This is a genomic window from Candidatus Protofrankia datiscae, from assembly GCF_000177615.2.
GTDB classification, from domain to species: Bacteria; Actinomycetota; Actinomycetes; order Frankiales; family Frankiaceae; genus Protofrankia; species Protofrankia coriariae.
Window position 1 is genome coordinate 2637319 of record NC_015656.1, and the last position, 18053, is coordinate 2655371.

An 18053-nucleotide genomic window follows, 5' to 3' on the forward strand; every position below is an offset into this window, starting at 1 on the left:
AAGATCGGATCAGGGCGTATGGTCATCCGACCGGCGCGCCGGCGGAATCCGCGAAGCAGATCTGACGAGATCCGGTGGAATCCGATGAGATCTGACGAGATCCGAAAGGCTGGGTTCTCTGATTATCGACGAATCCACAGCGAGATCCCCGGATATCGGGCGTCGACGCGCCTGGTGGAAGCATCCAGTAGAAGGAATCCAGTATGAGTGAAGTCACGCAGGCGGTTCCCGCGGCCGAGCTTTTCACCCCGGAGTTCCGTCTCGACCCGTATCCGACGTACGCCCGGCTGCGGGAGAACGCGCCGGTCTGCCGGGTGCGGACGCCCAGGTTCGAGACCTGGATGGTCACCCGGTACGCCGACGCGAGGGCAGTGCTCTCCGATCCGCGGCTGAGCAAGGACATCGACCGGGCCGGGGACCTCTACCTGCAGGTCTTCGGGGAGAAGTCGGTCGCGTTGAACCGGAACATGCTCAACGCGGACCCGCCGGAACACAGCCGGCTGCGCCGCCTGGTCTCCCAGGCGTTCACCCCGCGCCGTATCGATGCGCTGGCCCCGCGCGTCCAACAGGTCGTGGATGACCTGTTGGACCCGATCGTGCCCGCCGGCCGGGCCGAGCTGATCAGCGAGTTCGCCCTGCCGCTGCCGATGAACGTCATCTGTGAACTTCTCGGCGTCCCGGTCGAGGACCGCGAGCAGTTCTTCAGCGGCACGCAGGTCATCCGCACCCAGGGCACAGCCGGGCGCAGCAACGAGGAGGACCGGGCCGCCATCCAGGAGGCGCAGCAGAACCTGTACGCCTATCTGACCAAGCTGGTCGGGAACAAGCGCGACCGGCCTGGCGACGACCTGATCAGCGCGTTGATCGCGGCCCGTGATGGCGGTGGGAAACTCTCCGAGGAGGAGCTGGTCTCGACCGCCTTCCTGCTGTTGTTCGCCGGTCACCAGACAACGGCCGACTTCATCGGGAACGCGGTCACCGCGCTGCTGACGAACCCGGACCAGCTTGACCTGGTGACGAGGAACCCGGACCTCCTGCCGGGCGCGATCGAGGAGCTTCTCCGGTTCAACGGATCGGTCCCGGTGGCGAGCTTCCGGCTGGCGACGGAGGATGTCGAGTACAGCGGGGTGCGTATTCCGAAGGGCTCGATCGTCACCGTCGTCCTCAACGCGGCGAACCACGACCCGGCGCATTTCACCGACCCCGACGGTCTGCACGTCGACCGGACGGACAATCCGCACATGGCCTTCGGGTACGGCGTCCACTACTGTCTGGGTGTGTCACTGGCCCGGATGGAGGCGCGGACCGCCCTCGGCACACTGCTGCGCAGGCTGCCCAACCTGGCGCTCGATGTGGCACCGGAGAACCTTCGATGGCTGCCCGCGGCGTCGTCCTTCCGCGGCCTCCTCGAGCTTCCGGTCCGCTTCGGCGACGCCTGACAGCAACGGGAAGGCGGGGAGAAGAGGGGCCGGATGCGCCCCTCCGGCAGCGGGCGCCCACCAGGTCACCAGGCGGCAGGCATGCGGGCCAGCGTGCTGCCCGGTCGGCCCCGGCCAGATATCGCGCCAGTGCCGCCGCGATGGGCTGCCCGGTATCCGGCTCGTGATAGCTGAAGGCATCGATCAGCCGGCTCGGCCCGCTGGGCCGTGGTTCGCGCCGGATACGGGATTGCCGTGACGGCGCGACGGACCTGGTCCCGGGTCGGGCCGCTGCCTCCGGACGCCGTCGCGACGCGTGGATTTTCCTTGTTGGCGGCCGGCGGAGGCAGCGCCCGCCGGGAGTGATCACGGCAGACGCTGCCCGCGAGGCAGGTGAGAAGCGTCGGTGTCAGGCGCCTACGAGGCGTCCGAAGAGCAGGCTGCCCGGGGCATGCAGGTCGGAGGAGAAATAGAACTCCCGGAACGCCCGGATGAACTCCTGGCGCGAAATGAGTCCGTCCCCGTCGATGTCCAGAGCCGTGAAGGCCTCCAGGGCGTCCGGGGCGGCGATTCCCCAGACGTCCTGCGTGTAGCGCGCAAACTCGTCCCCGCTCACCTCGTTGTCGCCGTTGACGTCGATGACGTCGAAGACCGCGTGCGGAAGACCTTCGATCAGGTTTATCCGGCTGGTGTCGATGCTCGCCAGGCGGGTTGCCGCGACGTACTCGTCCTTGGTCAGGCGGTCGCTGCTCGAGCCGGCGTGGCGGAGGATTTCCTGCCAGGAAATCGCGTACGTCGCGGTGAGCGCGGCGACCCTGCGGTCGTTCCGGTCCAGGCGGTACGCGCTGATGTGGCGGTCGATCAGCCGCTGATAGTCGGACCAGTCGACATATCCGTCCTGGTTGGCGTCCAGCGTGTCGAACACCTGCCCAATTTTGATGTTGATGGGATCGCTGGTGGCGGTGGTCATGTTCCTGTCCTCTCGTGTGGTCGATCTGGAAGGTCACGGATACGCCTCCCTCCTGTTCACATTAGTGACGATCATTGTTGTCTACGAGGACGGAAAGTCATAGATCTATATCTCTGAGTGATGGTCGGGCGGGGCGGTGCCCGACGCCACCGGGCACCGCCGATGCGGCCGCGGTGCCCGGGCCCGTGCCACCAGACGCCAGGTGCCAGGTGCCAGGTGCCAGGTGGAGCGTTATATCGACATGGCGTAGGCGATGACGCCGCGGCGGACGGCGTCGAGCCCCGCTCGGGCGGTGCCCCGCACGGTCGAACCCTCCGGGGCGACCTGGACGATCTGGTCGAGCAGGTCGATGAGCTGACGCATCCAGCGGACGAAGTCACCGGCGGTGAGGTCCAGGCCGGAGTCGGTCAGGACCTTCTCCAGTGACTGCCCGGACGCCCAGCCGAACGCCACCCAGGCGAACCCGGGCTCGGGCGGGCGCAGGAAGTCCAGCCCGTGGGCGGCCTCGACGTCGCGCAGCCGGCCGGCGATGCGGGCCGTGGCCGTAAGCGCGTCCCGCAGCCCGGGGTCGCCAGGTGTCTTCGTCGCCGCCGTCTCCTCGCCGCGGGGCTCGTAGACGAGCGTGGAGACCGCCGCGGCGAGCGCGGCCGGTGACAGCCCCTCCCACACGCCGTCGCGCAGGCATTCGGCGACGAGCAGGTCCTGCTCGGTGTAGACGCGGCTGAGCAGGGCGCCGACGTCGGTGACGGTGTCACCTCGCAGGTAGTCCAGCGTTTCCAGAGCCGCGCACACCCGGTCGAAGATCTTCGCAACGGTGTTCGTGCGGTTCTCGATGCGTCGCTGCAGGGTGTCGGTCTCCCGGCGCAGCTTCGCGTGGCGGTCCATGACGCGCAGGTGCGCGTCCCGGTCCGGGCAGCCGTGCACGGGATGGGCGCGCAGCGCGCGGCGCAGCCGGGCGAGTTCGGCGTCGTCCGCGGCGGCGGCCCGGGCGCGGGCCCGCCGCCCCTGCTCGGGCGGGACGTCGACCTGACGCAGCGACGATGCCAGGTCACGACGTGACTGCGGTGAGCGCGGGTTGAACGTCCGTGGCACCCGCACCCGGCCCAGCGCCTCGACGGCCATCGGGAAGTCGACGGTGGACAGCCGGCGGACCTGCCTGTCCACCGTCAGGACGACCGGACGCGGGCCGTCGTCGCCGTAGCCGTTCACCCCGGGGTCGAGCACGACCGCCAGGCCGCTGCGCCGACCGGCCGGGACGCGCACGACATCCCCGACCCGCAGCCTGGACAGCGCCTCGAGCGCCTCTGCGCGGCGGCGGTTGGCACCCTCCCGGGACAACGCCGCCTCGCGGGCGCGGATCTCCTCACGCAGGCGCGCGTACTCGCTGACCGAGCCCTGCTCGCAGGTCAGCTCGGCGGCCAGCTCGTCGAGCGCGCCGCTGTTGCGGCGGACCTGCCGGGCCAGACCGACGACCGCGCGGTCGGCTTGGAACTGTGCGAAGGACGATTCAAGAACACTCCGGGCCTCGGTCCGCCCAAGTCGCCCGACGAGATTGACGGCCATATTGTACGACGGCCGAAACGACGACCGGAGCGGATAGGTACGGGCCGACGCCAGCCCGGCCAGGGCCACCGGGTCGAGACCGGGCTGCCACAGCACGACCGCGTGCCCCTCGATGTCGATGCCGCGCCGCCCGGCCCGCCCGGTGAGCTGGGTGTACTCACCGGGGGTGATGTCGGCGCGGGTCTCGCCGTTGAACTTGCTCAGCCGCTCCAGGACGACCGTGCGCGCCGGCATGTTGATGCCGAGTGCCAGGGTCTCGGTGGCGAACACGGCACGCACGAGGCCGCGGACGAACAGCTCCTCGACCACTTCCTTGAACGTGGGCAGCATCCCGGCGTGGTGCGCGGCGATGCCGCACTCAAGACCGTCCAGCCACTCCCAGTAGCCGAGTACGCGCAGGTCGTCCGCGGGGATGCTCGCGGTACGGGCGCGTACGTACTCGCGGATGCTCTGCCGCTCCTCCGTCGTGGTCAGCCGCAGGCCGGCGCGCACGCAGGCGGACACCGCGGCGTCACAGCCCGCCCTGCTGAACACGAAGGTGATCGCCGGGAGCAGCCCGGCACGGTCGAGATGGCGGACGACCTCGGGCCGGCTGGGTACCCAGGGCCGCTCGCGCGGTGCGGCGGCGGCCCCGCCCCGGCCACGCGGCCGCGGTGGGCGGCGGCTGTCCTGCCGGGACAGGCGGATCAGATCCGGGTTGATCCGGGGACGCGCGGCGGCGGACGTCTCGGGGGCCACCGCGTCCCGCTGGGTGTGCGGGGCGCCGTCGGGGGCGAGCGGGCCGGCGACGAACAGGTCGTGCAGCTGCCGGTCGGCCAGCACGTGCTGCCACAGTGGCACCGGGCGGTGCTCGGAGACGACGACCCGGGTGTGGCCGCGGACGGTGATCAGCCAGTCCGCGAACTCCTCCGCGTTGCTCACCGTCGCCGACAGCGACACCAGCTGGACATACGCCGGCAGGTGAATGATCACCTCTTCCCAGACGGCTCCGCGCTGCCGGTCGGCGAGGTAGTGCACCTCGTCCATGACGACGAAGGCGAGCCGGTCGAGGCGTTCCCGCCCGGCCGGCTGCGCGTAGAGCATGTTGCGCAGGACCTCGGTGGTCATGACGATCACCGGCGCGTCCGGGTTGCGGGTGGTGTCGCCGGTGAGCAGGCCGACCGCGTCAGCGCCGTGGCGGGCGACGAGATCGGTGTACTTCTGGTTCGACAGCGCCTTGATCGGGGTCGTGTAGAAGCAGCGCTGCCCGCGGGCGAGCGCGAGGTGGGCGGCGAACTCGCCGACGACCGTCTTACCGGCCCCGGTGGGCGCCGCGACCAGGACGCCCTCACCGGCGTCGAGCGCGGTGCACGCCTCGATCTGGAAGGGGTCGAGACCGAAGGGATAACCGCCCATGAAGTCGGTCAGAGCCGTGGGTATGGCCGCGGGGAAAGCCCCGGGCCCGGACGGCGGGCCCGCCGGCGCGGTGGACACTTCGTCAGCCTACGCCCACGCCGCCGGGCCGTTGCCGGGCGGATGTTCACCGGGCCTGGTCGGCTTCGACATGGCCGGCGGACCGGGCTGGACGCCCGCTCGGATGAACTGGATGATCATGTCGGGTGGTGCCGCCAGGTGCCGTCAGGCGATGCCGGACGACATTAAGTTACGCCAAGTGATATCAGCGATGCCAGGTGATGTCAGGTGATGTCGATGTGGGTGGTGTTCGGCGAGGAGTCCGGAGCACCGGTCGCGCCGACGGCGGTACCCACCGGGTCGGCGGACGCCGTGGGCCTCGTCTGCTCTCCCGCCATCGGATGCGGCAGGTCGAGGTCCAGCGGTGACGCCTCGTCGTCGTCGAGGCCGGCGTAGGGCGAGGTGTCGCCGTGGCGGGCCTTGCGCCTGTCGTTGGCCCATCCGATCACGAGGGCGACCTCGTACAGCACGACCATCGGCAGGCCGAGGGCGATCATGGTGAACGGGTCCTGGCTCGGTGTCACGATCGCGGCGAAGACGAAGACGAGGAAGATCTCGGCGCGCCGCCACGAGCGCAGTTTGGCGGTACTGACCACGCCCGCCAGGTTGAGCATCGCCACCAGCAGCGGGATCTCGAAGGACAGCCCGAACACGAGCAGCATGGCGATGACGTAGCTGAGGTACTTGTTGACGTCGAGGACGCTGACGAGCCCGTCCCCGCTGAATCCGAGCAGGAGCTCCAGCCCCGTACTCAGGGTCAGGTAGGCGAAGAAGGCGCCGAGGGTGAACAGGACCAGCGAACAGCCGACGAACATCAGTGACCAGCGGCGTTCGTGCCGGTGCAGGCCCGGCGTGATGAACGACCAGAGCTGGTAGAGCCAGACGGGCGAGGAGAAGACCGCCCCTGCGATCATCGAGATCTTCAGCCGGATCATGAAGGCGTCGAGGATGCCGAAGAACGCCAGCTGACACTGCCCGTCGACACCGGAGCGGACGTCCGCGGGCAGGGAGCAGTAGGGCTCCTTGAGGAAGTTGAAGATGTGCGGCTCGAAGTAGAAACAGACCGCCGCGGCGATGGCGAGCGCGACGAGTGCTTTCACCAGCCGGTCACGCAGCTCCCGCAGGTGCTCAGTGAGCGACATCCGGCTGTCCTCGACCGTCCTGGTACGGCGGAACTGCACCGCCTGCGCTATCCGCCGTGGCGTGGGAAACGCGGGCACGGGCCGGCTACTCCTGCTCGTGGGAAAGGCGGTTGATGGTCTTCGACCCGGTCAGCCCCGGGTGCTGTCGCCCGCGGCGGCGGAGGCGCCGTTGACGCCGCTCGACGCCGGCTGCGAGGCGACGGACGGCTGGCCGGCCTCGATGGGCCGGGGAGCCGGCTGTGCCTGGGGCTGCTGGGGCTGCGGCTGCGGTACGGCGGCCGAGGGGGCGGCGGCCTGGGCCTGCTCGTCCTGGCTGAGCCCCTTGGTCTCCGCCTTGAAGATCCGCAGTGAGCGCCCGAGTGAACGCGCGGCGTCGGGCAGCTTCCTGGAACCGAACAGCAGGATGACGACGAACGCAATAATCAGAAGCTCGGGGGTACCGAGGTTGGGCATGGCATGCGTCCTTTGCTCCGGTGCCCGGCCCGTCGACCGGGGCGTGTTTGATGCTACGTCGGCCAGCCTTGCCCCGTCAGACGGCGGTCCGATGTCCTGCGCATGACGGGCATACGACACCTCAGGCCGCCGTACGGAAGCCGATGTTGCCAGCGGAGCTGTCCGGGGTGTTCGAGCTCCGTGCGGCGACACGGTACCGGTTACAGTACGACGCATGACACATGTGTGATCCGCCGCGCATCACCTTGGCGTGACCGTCGGGCGGCCCGGTCGGGTTCGTGCGCGGTCCGGTCACGTGGAACGTGGCGCTGAACCAGTCGGCGCACCATTCCCAGACGTTGCCGACGGCATTGTAGATGCCGTAGCCGTTGGGCCGGTAGGACTTCACCGGGGCGGTGCCGATGTACCCGTCCTCGCCGGTGTTGAGGTTCGGGAAGTCACCCTGCCAGATGTTGCACCGGTGCCGCCCACCGGGCGTCAGCTCGTCCCCCCACGGGTAACGGCGCTGTTCCAGCCCGCCCCGCGCCGCGTACTCCCACTCGGCTTCGGTGGGTAGCCGGACGCCGGCCCAGGCACAGTACGACTGCGCGTCGTTCCACGAGACGTGCACGACCGGGTGGTTCTGCCGGGAGGCGACCGACGAACCCGGCCCCTCGGGGTGCTTCCATCCCGCTCCGGACACGGCACGCCACCAGGGAGTGGTGTGCACGGCCGACGAGACCCGGTTGAGCTCCTCGGACAGGAAACCCTCGAAGACAAAGGAGAAATCGTACCGCTCGGCGTCGGTGACGTATCCGGTCGCGTTGACGAATGTGGCGAACTGGGCGTTGGTCACCGTGGTGGGTTCGATCGAGAACGGGTTCAGCTCGATTTCCCGGACCGGGCCCTCGCCGTCGGCGCGGTAGCCCTCGTTGTCCTCGGTGCCCATCAGGAAGCGTCCGCCGGGCAGCTGGACCATACGCCTGGTTCGGGGTGCGGACAGGCGTACGGGTGTGACGGTCGCGATGCCGACGGGATCGCGACCGGGGGTGCAGCAGGAAGCAGACACGGCGTCTCTCTTTGTTCGGCTTTTGGTCATCCTGTGTTCGACCGGGGCGGTGATGGACGGATGGTCCGCCCCGCCCCGGGCAGGCGGACCACCGCGGTCGACCGTTCGGGGGTCAGCTCGTGCGGTCGGCGGCGAGCTGGGCGGCCAGGGCCGGGATGCCCAGTGCCTGCTCCTGTGCCGGGGTGGCGTTGTAGTGTCCTGAGTCGTTGATTCGCTGGCAGTAGGCGGCGAGGGTCTCGAGGATCTCGTCGGCGGTCTTGGCCCAGACGAACGGCTTCGGGTCCTTGTTCCAGGCGTTGATCCATCGGCGGATGTCGGCTTCGAGTTCGACGACCGAGCGGTGCGTCGATCGGCGCAGCTTGCGGGTGGTCAGCTCCGCGAACCAGCGCTCGACCAGGTTCATCCACGACGCCGAGGTCGGGGTGAAGTGCAGGTGGAAGCGGGGTGGCGCAGCAGCCAGTTCTTCACTGCCGGGGTCTTGTGGGTGGCGTAGTTGTCCAGGACCAGGTGCAGGTCGTAGCCCTTCGGGACCGAGGAGTCGATCAGCTTGAGGAAGCGCAGGAACTCCTGGTGACGGTGCCGCCGGAAGGTCTGCGCGATCACCGACCCGGACGTCGGGTCGAGCGCGGCGAACAGGCTGGTCGTGCCATGGCGGACGTAGTCGTGGGTCATCCGCTGCGGGGTACCCGGCATCAGGGGCAGCACCGGTGCCGTGCGATCCAAAGCTTGCACCTGCGACTTTTCGTCGACGCAGAGCACGATCGCCTTCTCCGGCGGGTCGAGGTAGACCCCGACCACGTCACGGACCTTGTCCACGAACAGCGGGTCGGTGGACAGCTTCCACGTCTCGACCAGATGCGGCTTCAACCCGAACGCCCGCCACATCCGTGACACCGTCGACTGCGACAGCCCACTGGCCCTCGCCATCGACCGCGATGTCCAATGGGTATCGCCGTTCGGTGGCTTCTCCTCCAACGTCCTCGCGATCACCGCCTCGACCTGGGCGTCGGTGACCTTCCGAGGCGCTCCCGGACGTGCCTCGTCTGACAGGCCCTCCAGCCGGTCGACCGCGAACCGCTCCCGCCATTTCGCGACCGTTCCCCGGGTGATCCCGAGCTCGGCCGCGACCCCCGAGTTCGTCCCGCCGTCCGCGCAGGCCAGCACGATCCGCGAGCGCAACGCCAGCGCCTGCGCGGTCTTCCGCCGTCGGGCCCAGCCCTCCAGCACCGCACGCTCAGCAGACGACAACTCGATGGGATCCGCGCTCGGGCCAGGCACCAGCCCATTCTATCTGCACACGAATCAACGACTCAGGACACTAGAGCTTGTTCACCAGCTGGTATGGGTCGTTGACCAGGTCGTAGTACTCCCGGAACAGCACCTGCCCGGTGCCGACCTGCTGGCCATTCGCGTCGGTGTGCAGGTCGTAGTACTCGACGTACTGCCGGGTGGTGCTGACGTAGGAGGCCCAGGTGGGCACACCGCCGGTGCCGGTGCCCTGCTTCCACCATTCGGTCAGTATGTGGTCGCGGCTGTACGTGGAGAGCAGGGAGTGGCCGTTCTGAGGCGTGGTCGGGGTGATCCCGGCGGCGTCGAGGATGGTCGGCGCAAGGTCGATGTTGCCGACGATACGGTTGTCGACCGTTCCGGCGCCCAGTCCTCCGCCCGGCCAGGACAGGTAGAACGGCACCTCGTGGGCGGGCGTGTAAGGCGTCGACTTGCCGAGGCGGCCGTGGTCGGCCCAGAGGTAGCCGTTGTCCGGGATGTAGATGACCAGGGTGTTGTTCAACTGGCCGAGGGCGACCAGCTTGTCCCGGAACGCCTGCACCGCGTCGTCGACGGACAGCAGGGTCCGCAACTGCCGCTGACGCAGTGCCTGGCCGTCGGCGAGGGTGTTGGTCGCGTTCTGGATGTAGCCCGGTTTGTCGCTCCTGTCGGTCTCGAAGACCGACGGACGCCCGTTCCAGGTCGGCACAACCGTGTCGGCGTACTGGGCGGCGGGGGTGTTCGGCTCGTGCGGGGCGTACGGAGCTACGTAGGCGAACCACGGCCGCGTGTCGGTGGCGGCCTTGTCCAGGAAGCTCAGCGTCCTGTTCCTGATGACGTTGGTGGTGTACCCATTGATCGTCTGAACGGTGCCGTTGACGTTGAAGGTTCCGTCGGTGTAGCTCGGCTGCAGCAGTGCCCACTCTTCGAAGTGCGGCGGGTTGTCATTGATGTTCCAGGCGTTGAGGTACTTGCCGAACAGCCCGGTGCGGTAGCCCGCCTGCTTGAGATAGCGCTGGACGGTGGTGTTCTGGTTCAGGTTGTAGGGGTGCCCGTTGTCCCGCACGCCGTGGTTGTGCGCGTAGCGACCTGAGAAGATCGACGACCGTGAGGGCGCGCACAGCGGCGTGGTGGAGTGGGCGTTGGTGAACCGCACGCCCTGCCCGGTGACCCAGTTCAGGATCTTCTGTGTCGCCCACTGGGTTTCCTTGGGCTGGTCGTCACTGACGATGACCAGGATGTTCGGCCGGGTAGCCGCGGACGCGGGCTGGGCGAAAGCCGGGAGCACCGACAGGCCGGTCGCCGCGGCCGCCGTGGCGGTCGCCGCCAACGAGCCCGCGAGGAAGCCCCGGCGGCTGGCCCGTCCCTGTTCCTGCCCCTGTTCCTCGTTCACCTGGTTCTCCTCACTCACTCCAGCGTCCTCCTTCGATTTTTGTGGCCGATTTTTTGTGGCTGCCGGCTCGGTGGTTTTTCCGGGCTCCGGCGGCGCGGGAACGCAGATGCGGTCGCGCCGCCCTCGGCCCGGTGTTCGCCGCCCGTGCGGCGTCCATCGCACGGGCGGCGAACGAGAAAAGGAAAGAGAACGACGAGTGGCCGTACGGAACCAGCCCGACGCCGGACCGGGTTCCGGCACGACCGCGGACGCCGACGTTCGACAGTCGCTCGTATTGTGTTCGGGGTCAGCTCGTGCGGTCGGCGGCGAGCTGGGCGGCCAGGGCCGGGATGCCCAGTGCCTGCTCCTGTGCCGGGGTGGCGTTGTAGAGCTTGTTCACCAGCTGGTACGGGTCGTTGGCCAGGTCGTAGTACTCCCGGAATGCCACCGTTCCGGTGCCGACCTGCTGACCGTTGGAATCGGTGTGGAGATGATAATATTCGGTGTACTGCTTGGCCGTGCTGACATAGGACGACCAGGTGTGCGGGCTTCCCGCAGTGTGGCTGCCCTGCTCCCACCATTCGACCAGCAGATGGTCGCGGTTGTAGGTGGACAACAACGAATGGCCGTTCTGCGGCGTGTCGGGGGTGATCCCGGCGGCGTCGAGAATGGTCGGCGCGATGTCGATGTTGGCGACGATACGGTTGTCGGCCGTTCCGGCGCCCAGCCCGCCCGCGGGCCAGGACAGGTAGAACGGCACCTCGACGGACGGCAGGTAAGGCACCGACTTCTTGGTCCAGCCGTGGTCGGCCCAGGTGAATCCATTGTCGCCGATGTAGATGACGAGCGTGTTGTCGAGCTGTCCGGTGGCCACCAGCTTGTCGTGGACCGCCTGCACCGCGTCATCTACCGACAGCAGGGTACGCAACTGTGCCTCACGTATCGCCCGGCCGTCTGCCAGCGTCGCGTTCGCGCTCTGGATGTAGTCCGGTTTGTCGCTCTTGTCGGTCTCGAAGACCGACGGACGGCCGTCCCAGGTCGGTACGACCGTGTTGGCGTACTGGGGCTCTGGTGTGTTGGGTCCGTGCGGGGCCTTGGGAGCGATGTAGAGAAACCACGGCCGGGTGTCGGTCGTGCCCTTCTGGATGAAGCCCTTGGCGAAGTCCCTGATGACGTGGGTGCTGTAGCCCGAGATCGTCTGGATCGTGCCGTTGACGTTGTACTGGCCGTCGTTGTAGACAACCGGGTCCAGCAGGGCGAAGTCCTCGAAGTGCGGCGGGGCATCGGCGACGTTCCAGGCGTTGAGGTACTTGCCGAAGAACCCGTTGCGGTAGCCCGCCTGCTTCAGGTAACGCTGCACGGTGGTGTTCTGGGCCAGGTTGTACGGATGCCCGTTGTCCAGGACGCCGTGGTTGTGCGCGTAGCGACCCGAGAAGATCGACGACCTTGAGGGTGCGCACAACGGCGTGGTGACATGGCCGTTGTTGAACTCCACGCCCTGGGTCACAAGCCAGTTGCGGATCTTCTGGGTTGCCCAGTTGGTCTGCTTGGGCTGGTCGTCGGTGACGATGACCAGGATATTCGGGCGAGTGGCCGCGGACGCAGGCTGGACGAGGCCCGGCAGCGCCGACAAGCCGGTCGTCGCGACCGCCGTGGCGGCCGCCAACGAACCCGCGAGGAAACCACGGCGACTGGCCTGTCCCTGTTCCTCGTCCTCCTGGTTTTCCTTGCTCACTCCAGTGCCCTCCTTTATTTTCTGGGCCGTCGGCGACGCGGCTGTGAATGCAAGCTCGCGCCACCTTCGGTTGCCGGCTGCTCCTCGCCCCTGCGGTCGAGGACTCCGCCATGCGGCAGTCGCGCGCAAGCGCGGTCCCGACATGGCCGATGAACCTGTTTCACCATCCGGTCAGATGCGCACCCGACCGGACATGCGAATACTCCGGACCGCGCGGAAAGGCACCGGCAGGCGGCATCGCACGGTTACGGACGAAGAAAGAAAATCCGGATGACGACGTACCGGCACGGTGGGAACACCGGGGACATCCGGCGGAGAAGATGGACCGCCGAAAAATCAGCGCGCGACGGCGGGCGCGGCTTCGACTGTCAGGAGAGGGCGGGCGAACACAGCGCGCTCGCCTTCCGTCCATAGTCGACATGTAGGCAGGCTATGAGAATCTCGCCCCGCTTCACGTGAGCAACAATAGAAGAAGATCCGCAACGCGGTCAATGTACTTGCGGCAGAAACTGTCGACTACTTTGTGCCATCGGAACAAGATCTCCAAGAGGCGGGCCGTCCACCGGACGCGCCGCTCGGGCCGGGAAGGGAGAGTACGAAACGCTGATTCCCGCGGGGCGCCGAGAGCCAAAGGCGGCGCGATCATGTTCTTTACACACCCGTGGTTCCTGCCAGATCTCCGGGAAGGCCCGGAAGCCGATCCGGGAGGTCCGCAGGGGCCGCGGGCCTCGGGAACACACCGGGGCCCTGGGGGACCCCACGGGGCATGTCAGGCCGGGATCCGTCCGTTCAGCCGCTCGGCCACCTCGGCGGCGTCCAGCCGCGCGGCGAGCGTCGCGGTTTCCTCGGTGAGCGTGGACAGCCGGCCGCGCAGCTCGGCGGCCTCATGATTGACCTGCCGCACCTTCCCCCATACCCGCAACGCCAACGCAACGAGCAGGACGAACGTCAACAGGACGAGACCGAGATCGATGAGCAGCCAGCGCATGAGATCAACCTATAGGCCCAAGGGCCCACCCGTGGTGGCGTACCCGTCGCGGCCGTAGGCCGCCAACGCCCGCGCGGCGGTGGCGTGCATGCTCGCGACGACGTCCGCGGGCTCCACCACCCTGGCCTGGTCGCCGAGGCCGAGCATCAGCCGGCACAGCCAGCCTGTCTCCCATACCCGCAACTCCACCAGCAGGCGTCCGTCACCGAGCTCGCGACGGGAGACGACCGGGTAGTGGTCGGCGACCCAGCGCGCGGGCGGATACAGCTCGAGCACGACGAGCGTCTCCGCCGGGCCGGGCTCGAACAGGCCGTCGGTGTCCCGTGGGCGAGCCTCCGGCGGCGGGTCGGCGGGTGTGTCGAGCACGGTGACGCCGTCCGGGCCGTCGATCCGGTCGAGGCGGAACAGCCGGACCACCTGTGACCGGTGGCACCAGCCCTCCAGGTACCAGTGGCCGTCCCGGGTGAGCACCCGCATCGGGTCGACGTCACGTTCGGTCAGCTCATCGCGGGACCAGACCAGGTAGCGCAGGCGCAGCCGCCGGCCGCGGGCCACCGCGTCCTGGACGGCCCGCAGGACACCGTCCTGGGCGTCGAGCTCGACACGGACCCGGTCGGCGGGCAGGGTACCGACGGCGTCCGCCAGCTTGCCCAGGGCCCGGTCGAGCGCGTCGCGGGCGGACAGGCCGGGCACGTCGGCGAGCGTGCGGGCCGCGACGACCAGCGCCATCGCCTCGTCCGCGGACAGCCGCAACGGACGGTCGAGGGTCTGCGGGTCGAGGACGGAGATCTGGTCGGCGGAGTAGCTCAGATCGATCAGGTCACCGGGGGCGCCGCCGGGCAGGCCGCAGACGAACAGCAGGTCCAGGTCGTCCCGCAGCTGGCGGACGGTGATCCCGAAGGTGGCGGCGGCCTCGTCGAGGCACACCCCGGGATGGGCGCGCAGCCACGGCACCAGGGCCAGCAGCCGGCTGAGACGGTCGGTGGCCGCGGAGGAGGACGCCGGTGAGCTCACGGCACGTTCTCCGGCAGCGTCGCCGCCCCGCTGGACGCCCTGCCCGCTTCCCCGTCGGACGCCCCGGCCGACGGGGGCATCGGCGGAACCGCCGGATCCCTGGCCACCGTGTCAGCGACCGGCGGAACCACCGTGTCCCCGGTTGGCTCCCCCGGGGACACAGCCGTCGACTGCCTCTTCCGTCCCCCGGTCGGCTTTTTCACAGAGGTGGCCGGTGAGGAGGCCGGGGCCGCGGAGCAGGAGAACGCCCGGGAACCGGCCGGGTCCGCCGGTTTCGCCACCGGGCGCGGCCGATCGATGCCGTCGTGGGCCCGAGCGGCGTCGGTGAGGCGGCGTACCACCTCGGCGCGCAGCTGTGCCGGCTGCTCCACCAGCACGTCCGCGCCGTAGCCGGCGATCCACCTGGCCAGCTGCTCGGTGTCGGAGTAGTCGAGCTCCACCCAGTCCATCCCGGCCGCCGCGGCGGCCAGGCTGCCCTCGTCGCTCCCCGGCGCGAGATGCCGCGGGCCGTCGCCGGGGAGCGCCCGGGCGTACCGGCGCAGCGCGTGACCGGCCCCCGGGCGGACGCACAGGATGGCGGTGCGGGTGGGCTCGGGCGACGGCGCCGACGCGGACACCAGCGCCCGCAGGTCGACCCCGTCGGGGACGCGGACCGCGCCTGCCGGCCCGACCGCGCGCACGGCGCCGGTCACCCGCGACAGCCGGAAGACCCGGGGGGCCCGCCGGTCACGGTCGTGGCCGACGAGGTACCAGCGTCCCCGCCAGGAGACCACCCCCCACGGCTCGACGTGGCGTTCGCGCGCCTCGGTCTGTTCCACCTTGCGGTAGGGGAAGCGGACGGCCCGTCCAGCCTGCACGGCGGCCAGGCAGGGCGCGAACGCGGGCTCCGTGGTGGCGACCCGCGGCTCCAGGCCGTCCGGGCCGGGCAGGGTGCGGATACCGCCGGCCGCGAGCTTGCGCAGGGCGCTGGCGGACGCGTCCGCCAGCGCCCTGCTGGACCACAGCTGGGCGGCGAGCCCGAGAGCGGCGGCCTCGTCCGGGTCGAGGGAGATCTCCGGCAGCGCGTAGTCGCCGCGGCGGATGCGGTAGCCGACCTCGTCGCTCCAGTACGAGTCCGACCCGGTCTCCAGCGGGATGCCGATGTCGCGCAGGTACTGCTTGTCCCGCTCGAACATGCGGCGGAACGCCTCCTGCTCGTCAGCGGTGTCGCCGGGGGTGTAACCCTCCACGAGCTCGCCGATTTCGGAGACGGTGAGGAACCGCGATGTGGCCATCAGGCACATCGTCAGGTTCAGCAGCCGTTCCAGCCGACGACGGGACACCGTACGAGGCTAGAACACCTCTGTTGGATCTTCAGCGTCGCCCATGCGACAACCCGACCCGTAAAGCGTCGACCGCACGTTCGAGGAGATCGAACACACGATCGACGCTTGTCGCCCGGACTGGCCGGCGACCCGGCCCGACCCGGCCTCGCCCCGCCTGACCGGTCCGCGCGGACGCGGACGGACCGGTCAGGCGGGACGCCGGTCAGTGGTCGCTGGCCTGGACGCCGACGAGATCGACGACGAAGACCAGGGTGGATCCGCCCGGGATCGGCCCCTGGTCCGCCGCGCCGTAGCCGAGCTCGGGCGGGATCACGAGCGTGCGCCGGCCGCCGGTCTTCATCCCGGCGATGCCCTGCTGGAAGCCGGGGATGACGCCGTCCAGCGGGAAGATCGACGGCTGCCCGCGGTCCCAGCTCGCGTCGAACTCCTTGCCGTTGGCCCACAGGGTGCCGACGTACTGCACCGACACGGTGCTGGTCGGCGACGCCACCGCGCCGGTGCCGACCACGAGGTCGCGGGTCACCAGCGTCGCAGGCGGCGTGCCGGCACCGGCCGCGATCGTCGGCTTGGCCGACAGGTCGCCCGCGCCTGTCACTGTCGGTAGCTGCGAGTCGCCCGTCCCGTCGGGTGCGGTGGAGCTGCCGCAGGCGGCAAGTGTGACGGGCAGCGCGGCGAGCAGAACGGCGGAGAGTATAACAAAACGGACACCTCGGCCAAGGCGTGGAACGACGGTCACAGGTAGGTGGTCCTCACATGCTGGCGATGAGTTTGTCGACCCGGTCGTCGACGGACCGGAACGGATCCTTGCAGAGCACCGTACGCTGTGCCTGATCGTTCAGTTTCAGGTGTACCCAGTCGACGGTGAAGTCGCGCCGCTTCTCCTGGGCCCGCTTGATGAACTCACCACGCAACCGGGCCCGGGTGGTCTGCGGCGGGACGGACTTCGCCTCGAAGATGTCGAGGTCGCGGCTGACCCGTTCCACCAACCCACTACGTTCCATCCGGTAGTACAGGCCTCGGTCACGATGGATGTCGTGGTACTTCAGGTCGATCTCGGCCACCCGGGGTGAGGCCAGCGACAGGCCGTGCCGGTGCCGGAACCGGTCGATGAGCACGTACTTGGTCACCCAGTCGATCTCGCGGGCGACCAGTTCCAGGTCTTCGGTCTCGATCGCGAGCAGGGTGCGGCCCCACAGGTCCAGGACGCGTTTGGCGACCGCGTCCCCGCCGCGGCGTTCGACGAACTCCTGCGCCTTGGTGAAGTACTCGCGCTGGATCTCCAGCGCGCTCGCCTCCCGCCCGTTCGCCAGCTTGATCCTGCGCTGGCAGGTCATGTCGTGGCTGACCTCGCGGATCGCCCGGATGGGGTTCTCCAGCGACATGTCCCGCAGCACCACCCCGGCCTCGATCATGCGCAGGACCAGATCGGTCGAGCCGATCTTGAGCAGCATCGTGGTCTCGCTCATGTTCGAGTCGCCGACGATCACGTGCAGGCGCCGGAACCGCTCGGCGTCGGCGTGCGGCTCGTCCCGGGTGTTGATGATCGGACGGGACCGGGTGGTCGCCGACGACACCGACTCCCAGATGTGCTCGGCACGCTGCGAGATGCAGTACACCGCCCCCCGCGGGGTCTGCAGGACCTTGCCCGCCCCGCACAGGATCTGCCTGCTGACCAGGAACGGCACCAGGACGTCGGCGAGCCGGCTGAACTCGCCGTGCCGCCCCACCAGGTAGTTCTCGTGGCAGCCATAGCTGTTGCCGGCCGAGTCCGTGTTGTTCTTGAACAGGTGGATGTCGCCGGCGATACCCTCCTCGCGCAGCCGCCGTTCCGCCTCGACCAGCAGCCCCTCCAGGATGCGTTCGCCGGCCTTGTCGTGGGTGACGAGGTCGGGCACGGAGTCGCACTCGGGGGTGGCGTACTCCGGATGGCTGCCCACGTCGAGATAGAGCCGGGCACCGTTCTTCAGGAAGACGTTGCTGCTACGACCCCAGGAGACGACCCGACGGAAGAGATAGCGGGCCACCTCGTCCGGGGACAGCCTGCGCTGGCCGCGGAAGACACAGGTGACCCCGTACTCGTTCTCCAGGCCGAAGATGCGGCGATCCACACCGACGACCCTATGCCGTCCGCCCACCCTGGTGTGAGCGGACGCTCCAGCCGCCCTCGTCCGTGGCCGCCCGTGACCTCCTCAGCGCCCGTCATGGCACAGAGGGTATCAATCATGACGCACAGGGTGGTGGAGCGGGTCGGATGCCCGCTCGCGTCCGGTAGCGTCCACGCCGGAGCCGCAGGCTGCGATCCAGAGA

The 18053-nt window shown here is 69.1% G+C and carries 13 protein-coding genes and 1 pseudogene; 1 reads left to right on the plus strand and 13 read right to left on the minus strand.

Going from position 1 to position 18053, the window contains the following annotated elements:
- The first annotated feature begins 203 nt into the window (after positions 1–203).
- Complete coding sequence (locus FSYMDG_RS10845) at positions 204–1439, plus strand: cytochrome P450 family protein (RefSeq protein ID WP_013873544.1); 1236 nt, start codon at positions 204–206, stop codon at positions 1437–1439.
- Between the two features lie 388 nt (positions 1440–1827).
- On the opposite strand, the gene FSYMDG_RS10850 is transcribed toward FSYMDG_RS10845, so the two are convergent.
- From FSYMDG_RS10850 to pafA, 13 genes and pseudogenes are all read right to left on the minus strand, one after another.
- Positions 1828–2388, minus strand: coding sequence for an EF-hand domain-containing protein (locus FSYMDG_RS10850; RefSeq protein ID WP_013873545.1), 561 nt, complete (start codon positions 2386–2388; stop codon positions 1828–1830).
- A gap of 231 nt (positions 2389–2619) precedes the next feature.
- Complete coding sequence (locus tag FSYMDG_RS10855) at positions 2620–5346, minus strand: DEAD/DEAH box helicase (protein ID WP_083828473.1); 2727 nt, start codon at positions 5344–5346, stop codon at positions 2620–2622.
- 281 nt (positions 5347–5627) lie between these two features.
- On the minus strand, positions 5628–6623 hold the full coding sequence (gene tatC, locus FSYMDG_RS10860; protein ID WP_013873547.1) for a twin-arginine translocase subunit TatC: 996 nt from the start codon (positions 6621–6623) through the stop codon (positions 5628–5630).
- 51 nt (positions 6624–6674) lie between these two features.
- Positions 6675–6998 carry a Sec-independent protein translocase subunit TatA gene (tatA, locus tag FSYMDG_RS10865; protein ID WP_013873548.1) on the minus strand — a complete coding sequence of 108 codons (324 nt, stop codon included), beginning with the start codon at positions 6996–6998 and terminating at the stop codon, positions 6675–6677.
- Between the two features lie 121 nt (positions 6999–7119).
- Positions 7120–7956, minus strand: coding sequence for a formylglycine-generating enzyme family protein (locus tag FSYMDG_RS10870; RefSeq protein ID WP_013873549.1), 837 nt, complete (start codon positions 7954–7956; stop codon positions 7120–7122).
- Positions 7957–8257: 301 nt separating this feature from the next.
- Positions 8258–9324 (minus strand): annotated as a pseudogene (locus tag FSYMDG_RS10875) (IS630 family transposase); the annotation flags it as partial.
- Between the two features lie 40 nt (positions 9325–9364).
- Positions 9365–10723 carry a sulfatase family protein gene (locus FSYMDG_RS10880; RefSeq protein ID WP_013873550.1) on the minus strand — a complete coding sequence of 453 codons (1359 nt, stop codon included), beginning with the start codon at positions 10721–10723 and terminating at the stop codon, positions 9365–9367.
- 268 nt (positions 10724–10991) lie between these two features.
- A complete protein-coding gene (locus FSYMDG_RS10885; RefSeq protein ID WP_013873551.1) occupies positions 10992–12419 on the minus strand; it encodes a sulfatase family protein in 1428 nt (475 codons plus the stop codon).
- A gap of 769 nt (positions 12420–13188) precedes the next feature.
- Positions 13189–13407 carry a hypothetical protein gene (locus FSYMDG_RS10890; protein WP_013873552.1) on the minus strand — a complete coding sequence of 73 codons (219 nt, stop codon included), beginning with the start codon at positions 13405–13407 and terminating at the stop codon, positions 13189–13191.
- A 9-nt stretch (positions 13408–13416) separates the two neighbouring features.
- A complete protein-coding gene (locus FSYMDG_RS10895) occupies positions 13417–14421 on the minus strand; it encodes a helix-turn-helix transcriptional regulator (RefSeq protein WP_013873553.1) in 1005 nt (334 codons plus the stop codon).
- Positions 14418–15695, minus strand: coding sequence for a helix-turn-helix transcriptional regulator (locus FSYMDG_RS10900; RefSeq protein WP_237703068.1), 1278 nt, complete (start codon positions 15693–15695; stop codon positions 14418–14420). Before FSYMDG_RS10900 ends, FSYMDG_RS10895 begins: the two co-directional genes overlap by 4 nt.
- 253 nt (positions 15696–15948) lie before the next feature.
- Entirely contained in the window at positions 15949–16482 is a 534-nt protein-coding gene (locus FSYMDG_RS10905) for an FKBP-type peptidyl-prolyl cis-trans isomerase (protein WP_013873555.1), read from the minus strand.
- Between the two features lie 13 nt (positions 16483–16495).
- Positions 16496–17854: a Pup--protein ligase gene (gene pafA, locus FSYMDG_RS10910; protein ID WP_013873556.1), complete on the minus strand. Its 1359-nt coding sequence runs from the start codon at positions 17852–17854 to the stop codon at positions 16496–16498.
- Positions 17855–18053: the final 199 nt, after the last annotated feature.

Coding starts and splice junctions, on each gene's coding strand:
- FSYMDG_RS10845 (WP_013873544.1), top strand. CDS start 204: ATGAGTGAAGTCACGCAGGCGGTTCCCGCGGCCGAGCTTTTCACCCCG.
- FSYMDG_RS10850 (WP_013873545.1), bottom strand. CDS start 2,388: ATGACCACCGCCACCAGCGATCCCATCAACATCAAAATTGGGCAGGTG.
- FSYMDG_RS10855 (WP_083828473.1), bottom strand. CDS start 5,346: ATGGGCGGTTATCCCTTCGGTCTCGACCCCTTCCAGATCGAGGCGTGC.
- tatA (WP_013873548.1), bottom strand. CDS start 6,998: ATGCCCAACCTCGGTACCCCCGAGCTTCTGATTATTGCGTTCGTCGTC.
- FSYMDG_RS10870 (WP_013873549.1), bottom strand. CDS start 7,956: ATGGTCCAGCTGCCCGGCGGACGCTTCCTGATGGGCACCGAGGACAAC.
- FSYMDG_RS10890 (WP_013873552.1), bottom strand. CDS start 13,407: ATGCGCTGGCTGCTCATCGATCTCGGTCTCGTCCTGTTGACGTTCGTC.
- FSYMDG_RS10900 (WP_237703068.1), bottom strand. CDS start 15,695: ATGGCCACATCGCGGTTCCTCACCGTCTCCGAAATCGGCGAGCTCGTG.